This is a genomic window from Taibaiella chishuiensis (assembly GCF_003014535.1).
Lineage (GTDB): Bacteria > Bacteroidota > Bacteroidia > Chitinophagales > Chitinophagaceae > Taibaiella > Taibaiella chishuiensis.
On record NZ_PYGD01000002.1, the window covers coordinates 80,625 to 93,392 of the forward strand.

At 41.0% G+C, this 12,768-nt stretch carries 19 protein-coding genes; all 19 read right to left on the reverse strand.

The genetic code is table 11. From position 1 onward, the window contains the following. Positions 1–119: 119 nt before the first annotated feature. Positions 120–560, reverse strand: a complete 441-nt coding sequence (locus B0I18_RS07830; protein ID WP_181358377.1) for a DUF433 domain-containing protein — start codon at positions 558–560, stop codon at positions 120–122. A gap of 60 nt (positions 561–620) precedes the next feature. After that, positions 621–1,379: a hypothetical protein gene (locus B0I18_RS07835; protein WP_106522135.1), complete on the reverse strand. Its 759-nt coding sequence runs from the start codon at positions 1,377–1,379 to the stop codon at positions 621–623. 121 nt (positions 1,380–1,500) lie between these two features. Further along, positions 1,501–1,968, reverse strand: coding sequence for a hypothetical protein (locus B0I18_RS07840; RefSeq protein ID WP_106522136.1), 468 nt, complete (start codon positions 1,966–1,968; stop codon positions 1,501–1,503). A 540-nt stretch (positions 1,969–2,508) separates the two neighbouring features. Then, positions 2,509–2,895, reverse strand: coding sequence for a hypothetical protein (locus B0I18_RS07850; protein WP_181358378.1), 387 nt, complete (start codon positions 2,893–2,895; stop codon positions 2,509–2,511). A gap of 39 nt (positions 2,896–2,934) precedes the next feature. After that, positions 2,935–3,306 carry a hypothetical protein gene (locus tag B0I18_RS07855; protein WP_146146692.1) on the reverse strand — a complete coding sequence of 124 codons (372 nt, stop codon included), beginning with the start codon at positions 3,304–3,306 and terminating at the stop codon, positions 2,935–2,937. 253 nt (positions 3,307–3,559) lie between these two features. After that, positions 3,560–3,991 (reverse strand): hypothetical protein, encoded by a 432-nt coding sequence (locus tag B0I18_RS07860; protein ID WP_146146693.1) that lies wholly within the window; start codon positions 3,989–3,991, stop codon positions 3,560–3,562. A 394-nt stretch (positions 3,992–4,385) separates the two neighbouring features. After that, positions 4,386–4,820 carry a DUF7919 family protein gene (locus B0I18_RS07865; protein ID WP_106522141.1) on the reverse strand — a complete coding sequence of 145 codons (435 nt, stop codon included), beginning with the start codon at positions 4,818–4,820 and terminating at the stop codon, positions 4,386–4,388. Positions 4,821–4,945: 125 nt separating this feature from the next. Then, positions 4,946–5,464, reverse strand: a complete 519-nt coding sequence (locus tag B0I18_RS07870) for a hypothetical protein (protein ID WP_106522142.1) — start codon at positions 5,462–5,464, stop codon at positions 4,946–4,948. A 90-nt stretch (positions 5,465–5,554) separates the two neighbouring features. Further along, complete coding sequence (locus B0I18_RS07875) at positions 5,555–5,932, reverse strand: hypothetical protein (RefSeq protein WP_106522143.1); 378 nt, start codon at positions 5,930–5,932, stop codon at positions 5,555–5,557. Positions 5,933–5,999: 67 nt separating this feature from the next. Beyond that, complete coding sequence (locus tag B0I18_RS07880) at positions 6,000–6,464, reverse strand: hypothetical protein (RefSeq protein ID WP_106522144.1); 465 nt, start codon at positions 6,462–6,464, stop codon at positions 6,000–6,002. A gap of 453 nt (positions 6,465–6,917) precedes the next feature. Then, positions 6,918–7,409: a hypothetical protein gene (locus B0I18_RS07890; RefSeq protein ID WP_106522146.1), complete on the reverse strand. Its 492-nt coding sequence runs from the start codon at positions 7,407–7,409 to the stop codon at positions 6,918–6,920. A 113-nt stretch (positions 7,410–7,522) separates the two neighbouring features. Beyond that, positions 7,523–7,765, reverse strand: a complete 243-nt coding sequence (locus tag B0I18_RS07895) for a hypothetical protein (RefSeq protein WP_106522147.1) — start codon at positions 7,763–7,765, stop codon at positions 7,523–7,525. 389 nt (positions 7,766–8,154) lie between these two features. Beyond that, the gene (locus B0I18_RS07900; RefSeq protein WP_106522148.1) at positions 8,155–8,610 is read right to left on the reverse strand and encodes a hypothetical protein; all 456 of its coding nucleotides are present in this window, start codon (positions 8,608–8,610) and stop codon (positions 8,155–8,157) included. A 132-nt stretch (positions 8,611–8,742) separates the two neighbouring features. Next, complete coding sequence (locus tag B0I18_RS07905; protein ID WP_106522149.1) at positions 8,743–9,279, reverse strand: hypothetical protein; 537 nt, start codon at positions 9,277–9,279, stop codon at positions 8,743–8,745. A gap of 574 nt (positions 9,280–9,853) precedes the next feature. Further along, positions 9,854–10,312 carry a DUF7919 family protein gene (locus tag B0I18_RS07910; RefSeq protein ID WP_106522150.1) on the reverse strand — a complete coding sequence of 153 codons (459 nt, stop codon included), beginning with the start codon at positions 10,310–10,312 and terminating at the stop codon, positions 9,854–9,856. A 118-nt stretch (positions 10,313–10,430) separates the two neighbouring features. Beyond that, positions 10,431–10,793 (reverse strand): hypothetical protein, encoded by a 363-nt coding sequence (locus tag B0I18_RS07915; RefSeq protein WP_106522151.1) that lies wholly within the window; start codon positions 10,791–10,793, stop codon positions 10,431–10,433. Positions 10,794–10,890: 97 nt separating this feature from the next. Next, complete coding sequence (locus B0I18_RS07920; RefSeq protein WP_146146694.1) at positions 10,891–11,148, reverse strand: hypothetical protein; 258 nt, start codon at positions 11,146–11,148, stop codon at positions 10,891–10,893. A gap of 104 nt (positions 11,149–11,252) precedes the next feature. After that, a complete protein-coding gene (locus B0I18_RS07925) occupies positions 11,253–11,651 on the reverse strand; it encodes a hypothetical protein (protein ID WP_106522153.1) in 399 nt (132 codons plus the stop codon). Positions 11,652–12,068: 417 nt separating this feature from the next. Continuing rightward, positions 12,069–12,518, reverse strand: coding sequence for an SUKH-3 domain-containing protein (locus tag B0I18_RS07930; protein ID WP_106522154.1), 450 nt, complete (start codon positions 12,516–12,518; stop codon positions 12,069–12,071). Between the last annotated feature and the right edge of the window lie 250 nt (positions 12,519–12,768).

Consider the following 12,768-nt stretch of genomic DNA (forward strand, 5'->3'; position numbering starts at 1 on the left):
GGAGCGGACAATACAGTTTCGAGCTCTGTTTTCTTTATGGAATTTATTTTCATTTTTCTTGTGCGTTCAGGGGGACTTGTAAGTTTTACCGGGAGATAGGACTTATTCCGGGTACCTTCTTATTTAATGGCACCGGATGTTAACAATGATTGTGCGATGATCCAGGTTGCCGCGCCTTCCTCTTCTGCTTTAAATTCCTGCATACTGCCTCCGAATATTTCCAGGTGGCTCTCTTTGGAAAAGGTGCATTTCTTCCCGTTGTTATCTTCAGCCTCGTAATACAAGTCTTCTTCAAAAATGTATCCCTCTGCAACTGTTCTTAAAATACAGCCGTCACAGAATGGGGAAATGTTATGAATCTTGTCCTGTTTGCACAACTGCTGACTGCAGTATTCCAAGGCCTCTATCGCCTGGTCTTTACTAACCTGCAGGTCCGCCAGGTAAGCTTCTTTTTCTGGCTCCAGGAACAGCATGATCACTAAATCATAAACGGTTATGCGACGATTGCGTAACGATGGCATACCAAAACACTTCTCCGGATTGCGTTCAATATAGCTCATGTTCTTTTGGTTTAATATCCCCGTCATTGCTCATGCCCCACGCCATACACGACTGGTATACTAACCAGGGTCAAGGCCCCAGGCTTTATCAATTTTATATCCAGGCACTTGGGCGCCTGTTTCTTGAGATCTGTTCCACAAATCTACGAGCTTTTGATGGTCCAGGCTGTGTAGGAATTGATCGTCGCCAGGAATCACCATTTTTTTGGGGAGGGGCGTAAGTGCATTAATACGAATACTGTTTTTGTGGATAGTAAATATACAGGTTAAACTGAAGTCCGCATTAAAAAGATAGATGCTGGAAATACTGTTCTTAAATAAGCTATTGGGCGTTGCAGGTACAGCGTCTGTCTGCACCGTATTTTCCTGCCTGGAAACCTGTACGAAAAAAGTATAATTACTTGATTTGTCCCTGATGACAATTCCCTGTTCCTCGTATGGAGAAGCGGTCATGACGGATTTATCACGCCTGCTATTGTGGAATTCGAAACGGTACAGGTATCCAAAATCGAAATTGCTTTTGTTTTTTGTAAAACGTAACAGGAAGTTCTCACGGCCATTCGGCTCGTTAATTACCAGGATGTTGTTGGATGCATCATTTGTGGTAAATGAATCGACCCAATGGATGCCATAATCGTTTTTGATTGCGGACAGTTGCGGTAACCGCTTACGCTTAATCTCAACTACCGGTACTGGTACTTCTATGATGGATACGCCTGTATCCTTTTCCAGGATGGCTTCCACTTCATCCAGGCGAAGCTGTGCGGTACAGGCGGTAGCTCCAAGGATTGCTACAGTCGTAAGAAATAGTATTTTCATGTGCTGCGTATTTGCTTCTGAAGTTTTATTGGCCGGAAAGGATGTGCAGGCTCAATGATTCCTTCTTAATATGGTGTTGAATTGCAGGCTGACTATGCTACAGAAGCAATAGATATTCTAGTTATTGATCCGGTATTTTGAACGCATCCAGGTTTATCCTGCTTTCGGTTTGTATGCCGTCTGCTTCATCGGTAAAGAAGCCATGGTATACCGGAACGATGTTTTCCCGGTTAAGTACTAGTCTCAGGGTCTGCGATGCTGCCTCTTCTTCCCGGGAGTTAAGCACCGAAACGATGAGTTCGCGGTAGTATTCATTACCTTCGTCGGTTCTTTCGATTGCTATATTCTTGCCCTCATTCCAATAAGTCTGTTTGTATTCCCGGGTTTCGGTGCCATCTTCGAGTTTTACATATACGAACATCAGCTCCTTTTTGTCCAAGCTTATGTATTCATCGAGATGCCAGTTTTTTTGTATGGAATTAATATGGGCTGCTGCTCCATCTTCGAGGTCGAAAAAATCATCCAATGCAAGGTTTTGATATTCCCATTTTGTCGAAGCCCTGGTTTTATATTTGAATGTTAGTTTCATATTGCAAGTTTTATAATTACACTGGCGCTTTTAACTGTTTTGGTTTATGGCCCCCCTCTGCCCCGGAATATCGACTGTTGCCGTGATAAGGTCTGAGCCGGAAGGATAGCTACGTTTTTCGGTCCCTGTAAATTAGTTAAGCCGATTGAAACCCCTGTAAGCATCTTCGTCCGGATCAGAAAAAAAACTTATTCGCTCATTGGAAAAGCTTGCACAGCAGTCTTCACAATAGTTATAACCTCTACCGTCCAGGTTGTCGAAGTCCTTCCAGTGTTCAAAACATATTTTGCCTTTTTTTAGTTCCCAGGTGCCTTTGTTATGCAGTCGGGTGCTGTCGTCAATATTGCAGGCCTGTACATAAGTCATTTTTATAGTGTCGAGTACCAGAATATAGGGCTGCCCCCTGAGCTCGCTGATATATGTGCCGGAGGGTAGCGAAGCCGGTCGCCGATCCATACTCCGGCATGCTGTTACTGCTATAATGTACAGGCATATTAGCATCCCGCCAGTTAATTTGCTTCTACTCATAACAAACAAAGTTTAATCCCATAGGTGGTCATAATACTGGTAAAACAAAGCCAGCGATTTTTGCTTTTGTTGTTCAACGGCTTCCCAAGTGTCCCCGGACTTATACCCGGCATAGTATTCAAACCCCTTGATCATCTCTTCCAGGATATCCGCCCAGGTTTGCCGGAGTTGAACTTCATCCATATTATCGCCGGCAGGGGCCACCCAGGTGGGAATGCACGTCATCTCGCCGGCTACAACGCAAGCCCTGAAAGCCACCAGTCGCGGTGTTATGAATTCCGCGATTGCTTTTTTGAGATCCCATATTTCGTGGTTGTCGATGGTAAACATGACGCCGTTTTTGTTTTTTTCGGAAGAATAAGGATTATTAAAAGTAAACATACCGTTTCTTAGTGGCATGCGGTCGAATAGGGGAGCATGTCATTCCTGTTTTTTACTTTACCATTTTTTCTTTAGATAAGCCAGGTTGTCGGCCAGTTCGCGGAATGATCCATGATATTTGTACCCCTTATCCGGCAGCTTTACTGTCCCGTCTATAGTGTCCTGGACCAGCGTAATCCAGGATGCTTTTTCTAACGCCCTGGTGATACTTTCCTTGGGTACCCGGGGCATGCTGCTTGCAAAATAATCCTGGAGTATTTTATTTTCCGCCGCAGCGTCGGTATAATGTTTCCAAAACCTGATGCCGATTTCATCGGAGTCGATGAAGTTAAATTCAACTTCTATTATTTTGTCGGCGAATACCTGGATCGTGCGTGTAAGGCCCGGGTATTCGCCAATCAACCGCCATGCTTCTATTGTTTTACTCATGATCTGTTCGTGATAATGGTCTTCGTGTCATTATGAAATTGAATGCCATATCGTAACGCTGGCAATCAAGTTACCAGGAGCCTGAATCTTTCTGTTTCCTTAGATCGTTCTTTACTCCATGATTCAAACTCCTTAAGAAGAAGTAATTTTGAATCCAGATCCCGGATGATATTTCATTAGGTCCTATATCCGGTTTGCCGCATGCCTGAGATTTATTCCCGGTGTCAGTATGTAATACAGCAACCCGAAGATACTACTCAAAATCAGACAGTACACAATTTTCGAGTAGTTGATGATCCAGTCCGTCCAGGAATTTCATGCAATCGTCATGGTCAATCAAGCTGAACTCGGCACCATTTTCAAAACCGATTAAGAAGCCACAAGTCTCATCTTTTCTGCCCTGCCATAGATACTCCTGAACCGAGTTGATGCTACTTCGGGTGTACATTTCGTCGATTGAAAAGAAGGTTACCGGATAGCTGAATATGCTGTCTCCGATCTCTTCGGCGTCGGGTGTCTTTGCCTGGCTGGTTATACCGGCTTTGCCGTCACTTAAAGTTAATTGATGCCACTTATGGTCGCCTGTCTGGATCAAGAAGGCAATACAGGTACATTGTAATTCTTCGTTCAAGATAAAAGACATACGTTGAACGCTAACAATTTTGCAACCGGTCAGGGTATTCATGTTATTCGATCTTAATTGCTTTTCGGGCTTAGTTGCACCGGTACCTATTTACCCGGACAGGTGCTGCATTATTTACACTACTTTTCAAAACGAAAGGGGGGCGCCCGGATTCGATATATTTTAGTTGCGTGACTGTTCTAAAATTCCATGAGACAGGTAATTAATAATCCCGTCAACCCTTTGACTATTTAATTCGGCATTACCGAAAAAATCATCGATACTTATATGTGACAGCTGCGGGTCATATTCCTTTATGAAGCCCGTGTATTTCATTTTCTTTTTGGCTGTAATGATTAAAATAGTTCATGTGCAACTGTATACGTTTTATTTGTGGCGGGCAGTTCGGTATTAAAAGCCTCTGGAAGATTATGCACAGGCTCCATTTTACCGGTATTTAGCTTTTTGCGAAATCTTCATACCTGCTTGCTCCCGACCAGCCGGAGGCCAGGTCAAAGTCGTTTACAGCATCAATGAATTCCTGTGGTGGCAGGTAGCTATGATCTTTAATATAATGGATGATTAAATCGGGCGCCGCATAGATTTTTGTTCGCTCCTTATTAGGGATCCATACTTCCGCATGACCAAGTATGGAGCTTTTGTCTTCATTGATATAGATGTAACAGGGGGCTGGCAGATAGCGGTTGCAGAAAGGACATAGGTATATGCCCCTCGTTAAATTGACCGGCTCCTGTAAATAGGTTTTAATTATTTTCTCAACAACAAACGGACTTACTGCTCCCTGTTGAAAGAACTCATATTGATCAAGCCAACCAATCGTATAAATGGGTAGCGAAGTCTCCTCGTATTTTGATAGATCGGGGTAATACATGTTCCGGGTTTATTGTGAAATGCTCCAAAGCGGGAAACTGTTCCAGGTGTAGTACATTGTTTCGTATTTAAAATATATAGCGGCTAACCTGTTGCCTACAATGGACTCGCTTGTAGTAGTACTATTCATCGCTGCCTGTTTAAGTTACCTATAACCAGGTCTATTTCTTGTAATAATTCATCGTCTGTCTCCTGCTGCTTCAGGTCGTTCAGAAAAGGTATAGCCCCGATACTTTTCAGTATATCAAAGGCATCTATAAATGAAAACTTAGTCTCCCTGTCAAGGCGGTTGTAATGGACTCTTTGTACCAGGTCCGTGTATCCTTCAGGTTTTTTGGTGAAACTGATCAAGTCAATAATATTTTGAGGTCCGTTCTCTTTGAGTAAACTTGTCAATTCCGTGTATAAGGTATCGGCATTGGTTTGTATATAATAAAAGGCGAACGCCATAAAATTAAAATGCTCGTCACTATCAATGGTTAATTCGTTCATGGTATCTATAAATACCTTGAAGTCATCGGGTGTCATCCTTTGTGCAAGTGTTTTCATTTCTAGGTCCTTCTCCTCCAGTTCTAACGGAAATATCGGGCTGTAGGGCGCGGACCATCTGGTGATGTAATCCAATAGTTCGTTTTTATGGAGCATAGTTCTGGTTTGAAGGGCGCTGTATATGTATGCCGGCAGGTTTTTTGCCCCCGGTACCGCGAAATGTAATTGTCTGTTAAAGTAAAGCTTTTATGTTGAATTGTGCTGCGCTGCAGGTGTTACTTGATATAAAATGATATGCTTTGAACTAATATAGATAGGCGCATTTAAGTCTTCCGGTTGGATTTTGAAAAGCGTATAACCTTGTTCTATCCCGTACTGTATATTGATGGTCTTACGTTCTGCCGTCTCTGGTATAGAAAAAGCCTGAACGGAAGTATCCGTTTTCCACTTCGAAAGACATTGAACGAAAAATACGCTCTTAAACACGATCGTAAAGTCATAATCCGGGTTGAAGCTGGTACGCGCGCCAACGCGTAAATCCTCTTTCATTTCGATAATTTCGAAATCGCACCATTGATGGCGTTGCAAGAGCGCATTTATACTCCCGATAACTTGTTCGTTCATGTTTAGTGGCGTTAGTGTTGATCATTTAATAAGGCAACGAAGGGCTAGAAGTTCCGGGTATAATGAGCTACAGGTTATGTATATCGTAGGCCAGAACCGGCGATTGGTTTACGATTTCGTTACTGCTGTGCCATGACTCCTTAAAAACAGATCGCTTAATGTCGAAGGTGATGCATTCAAGTTTTAACAGCTGGTCATCGGTAAGCACCGGAACAAAGTAATCCCGATCTTTAATCGCATGGATCATATTTTCGGGCCATTGAAAATTATAGTGTTTGTAGTAGTGTAAGAGATCAGCGCTCCAGATCCAGGCCCCGTCTGAGATCCAGGTTTCTCCACTTGTTATCTGTTTGTCGCTGAATAAATCTTTTGCCGTGTCAAGCAGGATCGAGATATAGGTAGATGCATTCAAATAACGGTCGAGCCTTTCATTAATTTCCTTTTTTTGATCGGAACAACGAAGAATGTACGCGTCAGAAACGGTATAAAGCCGGATCTTGTCGGTTCGAATTTCATCAATTATTCTTTTCATAAAAGCATGTTTAAGCCGGAGCCGGGCCCGGCCATGTTCTGCATATTGTTCGGCGGCGACCTTCCTGTAAAACTAATGTTTTCCTGTAGAAGCTTCGTTGCCTGGCTATGTTAAGTGATAGCGGACGCTCGCCGTAGCAATATCTTTATGACACAAGGTAAAGTTCCGACTCCGGAACCAGGTTGTCGCAGCTGTCTTCTAGTTGACAATCCCATATGCTATCCAAGTGGCGTTCAAATACAATACCGGATAGGGTGTACGCCGTACCCCTGACGTCTTTTAGGATCATTCCAATCGCAGGTATGATCGCCGCGGGGAATTGTAAGGTCGCGATTTTGAGGCCTTCCTTCCCGGAACGGAACAGGGATAGGACGCGGACTATATGTTTGTTTTCCTGCATACAGCTTTATGAATTTTGACCGGGTAGCAAAAACATGGATAGTAGCGCGTATACTACCAGTCCTCTGCTAAATCCAGCAGGTTTTCGTTCCCTGAATTTTTACATTGGGTAATAAGATGTCGCTTAAGAGATGCCAGGTTTAATACATTGGCTAATTCGATACCCCTCCGGTACAACCATTCTTCATCCTCGGTGGCGGTATGCTGACTAATAATACGGTCAATCGTTGTTGCTGGTGGTACTTCCCAGGGCGTATTATTCATTTTCGAAAGAACACGTCTTGCTAAAACAATATTTGTGATACTACCCACTATTGCTATTTTTATCAATTCCGCACTGAATTTTTTGGCTAAACAGGAATCTCCATAATCAAGTTGTGTTTCCAGTAAAAGCAGCGCATTGGCTGTGTCTAAGGGATGCGCAAATGCTTGCTGGATCAGCTCTTCCCACGCAGCATTTGTGCGCAACTGATTCACGGAATTAAAAAAAGTATTTCTCAGTTGATGAAATGCAACCCAGGCAGGATTATTGTTTTGTTCTTCCATAAGTGACCGGCTTTTTAGTTCATTAAATTATCCTGTTCGTATGCCAGTCGTTTCTGAGTTTGTCGTGTGCTGGCAAGGCAGTTATGTTTTATCAATGTGCTGTTGAAATATCATTATCCTAAATCGGGAACTTCAATTATGTTGTATGTAAATCCACTTAGGTTTAATGAGCTCAAAAGCAAATCAAGCTTATCAACTGGGATGTCATAATAGATATCCTTTTTATTATGAAATAGCTCCCCCCAAATTCCAATTTCCTCAAATCTCATATCACTATGTACTCTTATTTTACTGAGCGCAATCAAAATTGATGAGTTTTTATTTTCCTCATAAGGAATGATAAGCCTTTTCTTCATTATTAATTGAATTTAAATACAGTGGATTTTTTTAAAGAATACCGGGACCGATAATCTGGTCCGCTGCCAACGCAGAAGAATATTTATTGAAGATAGTCTTTTGTACTGGCTTGAGTTCAATGGCCGGATTCTCAATTTTCATGTCAGCGCCGGTTATTTTGTTTCGGAAATTACGGTTGAAGAACGTATAAAAGAAAGTAACGACAGATGTAATGGGATATAGGAACGAAATTGTGCATTAGTAATTTTAGATGCTTGGGTTTAACACGCCTGAGTAGGGTTGGATGCCAGGGTAGGGCTGATGTTTATGCTCTATATCAATGTACCTTTTGTTTATTGGTTTTTATGAATAACATAAGCCGGTGCTAAAGAAAGATTACTTTGCACATCTACAGGTCCGGCTGCGCCACGCCGCTTCGTCCGGGCCTTTGCCACAATACTACCATATCGTTTTCCAGTATTTTCATGGCTTCGATAAACAGGTCTTCTTTTTTTAGAAAAAGTTTCAATTGATCATAAAGTTCCGTGGTGTCGATTTCATCTTCAGATAAGGTGATGGGCTCCTGGCCTTCATTTTTAAATTGTATATGAATCGTATCTACCGTCAGGCCATCTGTCTTAATAAGTAGGATACTTTCTAAAGTCTGTATTGTGAACGAAAGGAGAATCCGACCCTTTTCGTCTGTTATCTGAAAGCAGTCGTGCAGGCAATTTGGACGGAATTTATAGCGATTTGTGCCGCTTTTATCAAGTCCTGATCGCGTTCTGAAATTAAAAATATTGAGGCTGTACATGCCGCCTGCGAGCAACACTGCTGCGATCAGACAGGCAACTATCATTTCCATTGTAGTTGTGAGATTTAAAGTTCTCCCTTTAAAGTTAGTTATAATTAGTAAAAGTTGTAACTGTAGACGTGGGAGCGAAAGGTGGCCCAGAAGCAATGTTTCTGCTCGTGCGCAGCGGGGGAGCTGTGTTCTTTATCTTGCCGCCTCATAGATGTCTTCAGCATAGGGATTTTCCGGATGATCATCTGCATATTGTAGCAATTTTGTTTTGTACTTATCTAAATCTTCGACATTGAAGATCATCGTCAAAAAGTAGTCGATTGCAATGTCAAAGTCTGTGCCAACTCCAAGGCTAGGGAAAGCTAACAAGAGCATGGAGTTATCAACGAAAAGATCAATCAATTTTTCGTTTCGTTTAAAGACATCTATTTTGGTGCCGAAAAGATCCAGTGAAATATTGAAAAAGTGCCAGTTTGCGGAACTTAATAAGTTGCTGAAATTTTCAATGTAATACTTGAAAAGTCTGTCTAATGTACTTTCCGTAAGTTCGTTGTCAATACTTATAGCGTTTACTAAGAGATAGATTCCATCAATGCCATCACTGCGCTTTTCCGGATTATCGACCATGCCGAAACAATCATCGATCTCATTGTAAAATTGATTTGTATTTGCCATTGTGTAAGATTCAATGCCATCCAATGTCCCACTATTAAAGGATGACTTAATCATATCTAGGATGTTTTTCACGCTATTGGAATTTATTTTATTTGTACTACTTATTCTGTTGTTTAAATGAAAACTGTCTGATTGTTCATAGAGGCAAATTAATACTTGCCGGTGCACGAACATACTCATTGTAGCCAAGGTTTATCCAACCCCGAGCTTAAAGACAATCCTTAACTTGAAAAACTACGCCCTTATTTTCCAGGATAAATAAAAGATCATCCCAATGGTCTGATACAACATCACAATAAATATCATTTTTACTATGAAATCCATCACGTAAGTTTCCAATTAATTCAAATTTCAAATCGCTGTAACTGTAAATGGCTTTTAATATGATTAAAATAGCCGCATCGTTGTTCTCTTTATATGGGATGGAGATTCTTTTTTTATCGGTTTACATGATTGTCTTTAATTGAAAAGGGCGGAATTTTTTTGTAACGTCTTCGTGCCGGCTGCTCCTGAAGTTATTCGTGCGTTAGCATGGGGTGCTTGCGTAGCCGGGGCTTCATAGCGAACAATGACATTTTATACGAGGCAGACCCTTTTACCTGGATTACGCCAATTATCGTAAGGGTAATTATTGCCGGTATTTTTCCGCTATGAATCTTTCATACATGTTTGCCCCAGACCAATTGGTATTCAAGTCAAAGTTAAATACGCAATCCACAAATACCCGCGGTGGAACGTAACCATGATCATTTATATAATGAATGATTAAATCGGGTGCGGCAAAAACTTTTGTTTCATCGTCGTTGGGAATCCATAACTCTGAAATTCCCAGCAGGTGTTCTTTGTCATCCCGGTTCAGGTATATTTTCCTGTTTTTTTCGGGGCATAACGGACAGGTATCTATGCCCCGGGTCAGGTTTACCCTTTCCCTTTTTAAGATGTATGTCAGTTGCTCTACAATGTCATTACTGCTATTGTTGCTGGTATTATGACTTGCGAAACTGCTTGTCGCATCTAACCAGCCTATATTGTAGATATTAAGTTCAGTGTTGCTATACTTTGATAAGTCTTCCTGTTTCTTTATCATACACCTTTTGTTTAAATTGACCGGGTTTACGGGTATAGGTATATTGTCACCATTGTGGGTTGTTTATGGTCCGGTATTTTGGTAATGCTTGGGTAATGTCGGGTATTGCTAAAGCAGGTTACTCATACCGGATAAGAACTGGTTTATTTCTTTCGTGCGCTTTCTTAAGAAAATTTAGAATTGCAGTTCGAAGTTCTTCGATAATTGCATTATCGCAGGCTGAAGTATCCAGAGAGTCAAATTCGGCAATAATTTGCGGAATATCCGGGATCTGCCATTCTGCTTCATCGTACCAGCCTGTGTCGGTATGGTAGTATAAAGCTAAGCCTTGCCAACAGCCATGTTCATCAGGTTCACCCAAATCTATGAGACGATCAAAATAACCTGTCCACATATCGATTTTTTCTAGAGGAGAGGACTTAAAAACGAACGTGATCATGGGTTCTCCTTCAAAGCCGGAATAAAAGTCATTTCTAATCATGATTGGGTTTTGTTTGTGTACCGCTCAACGACCGTTTTTATAAAATAGTATTTTGCTGCGGATGAGCCGCGCTCTGTTGCTGAACGGACCTGGCTTATTAACTCTTGTTATCAATTCTATTCAAGAGCTCAAAGAGGCTTTCCGTAAAACTCGCTGCATTTGCGTAACTGTCGCCGTAGTAAACAGATCGGCTAGCTATGATTTGCGCATCTTTTAAGCTAAATCCCAAGCTGCCAAGGACTTTTAGCATGGTTATCAAAGATGCATTTTCCTGCTTCATTTTACTTAAGACGTCTATATCGATAGTGTCAACAGATCTATAGTTGGCTCTGGCAATTTTAATTAATTCTTCCATTATTTTATGCATTTGTCAATGTAAATGGTAGTTGTATCGGAATACTCTGCTGACGCACTTCGCAGCAGCAGAGCTCACGAGGTATACGCCATCTCGAATACCACCTATTTTACCACATTGCCCAACCTTGGAAATAATTCATTTTCCATTTTACCTATATCTATGGATTTATCATTCCAGTCGATACTGAAATTTTTCTGAATTAGGTAGTCTAAAAACTTATTTTCTATTAAAAAATCAGGGTATTTCCTTAAGTAATAAGGTAGATATGAAGGCCAAAACCAAACTCCATCTGTGTCAACACCATGTCCTTCACCAATAATTTCATTAGAATATAAGTCATAGATCATGTGCATCCAAGATACTATGCTTGTTCCATGAGATAAGTAGCTAACAACCTTATCGACTATATCTATATTTAAATCGGAACTGTTGAAGAAATAATCAATACTTTTATTTGACAACGTCGAGTCATATTCTTTTATAAAACCTGTGTATTCCATCGTTTATTCAATTTTAGCGTTAAAAAAAGTTTCATTCTTCCTGATTCATTAATCAAGTAATTCCCTTGCTGGCGCACGAACATCCTCATCGAAGATAATCCTTTCGTGTGCTGCTTAACTCACAATGGCATGTGTATGTATGACATAGCTTAACTTATGGAGTTAGCCTATTACATCACATCGATCCTACTCTTACTGCCTGCGTAATTTAGAGCACTGCGTTACTTTAACTGTCTTATGCTAAGACCTATAACCAGGTTGTGAAAATTACGATTTTTCAAGCTTAATGGTACTAACGAAAACAACCGATACCCTAGGACATCGGTTGTTCTTGTATAAGGGCACACGAAAGGGTTCGTGCGCCAGCCACTCCTGAAGTTGTTCGTGTGCTAGCTAGGAATGTTATTTAAATCAACCTTATCTAAATGAAAAAATATTTTTAAATTCCTTTTGCTCTAAAATTGTTTCCAAAGCATCTTCCCAATTTTGGCCGAGTTCAAAGAATCCTTCATCTTCCAGCATCATGTAAACTCTTCCTGAGTAGGACATTAAAAGAGAGGCTTCATAGTCTCCAATATATCCTATTGGCACTAGATTTTCAGTAATTACTTTTTCAATCTTGGCGAGTAACTCCAAATGTGTTATTTCTATAGCTCCCTCTAGATCAAAATGGACTTCAATAAAGCGATTGTCCAAGGTTGTGTGCTTTATGAACACATTATTAAACTCGGCTAGAAATTTGAAAACAATTTCATTAGGCTTTGATAGGTTATTAGAGCTAAGTTCATCATAAAGATATGCGATGTCCTTTTCTCTTCCTTCGTACCAAGCGCTTTCTCTTAAAAGATCAAAAATTTTTTTGTTCATATTGATTTAGGGGCTTCTGTACTTCAACCTACTGTGGTAAATGATGAATCTCGTCTGTTTGGCATGGGGTAGTTATGTTGCGGGAAGTTACGATTTTTCAAGCCTATAATGGTTGTAATGAAAACAACCGATACCCTAAGGCATCGGTTGTTGTAGACAGGCACACGAAAGGGTTCGCGCGCCAGCCACTCGCCAGCCACTCTTGAAGTTATTCGAGTGCTAGCAAGGGAAGACATATTCAAGTCCCACT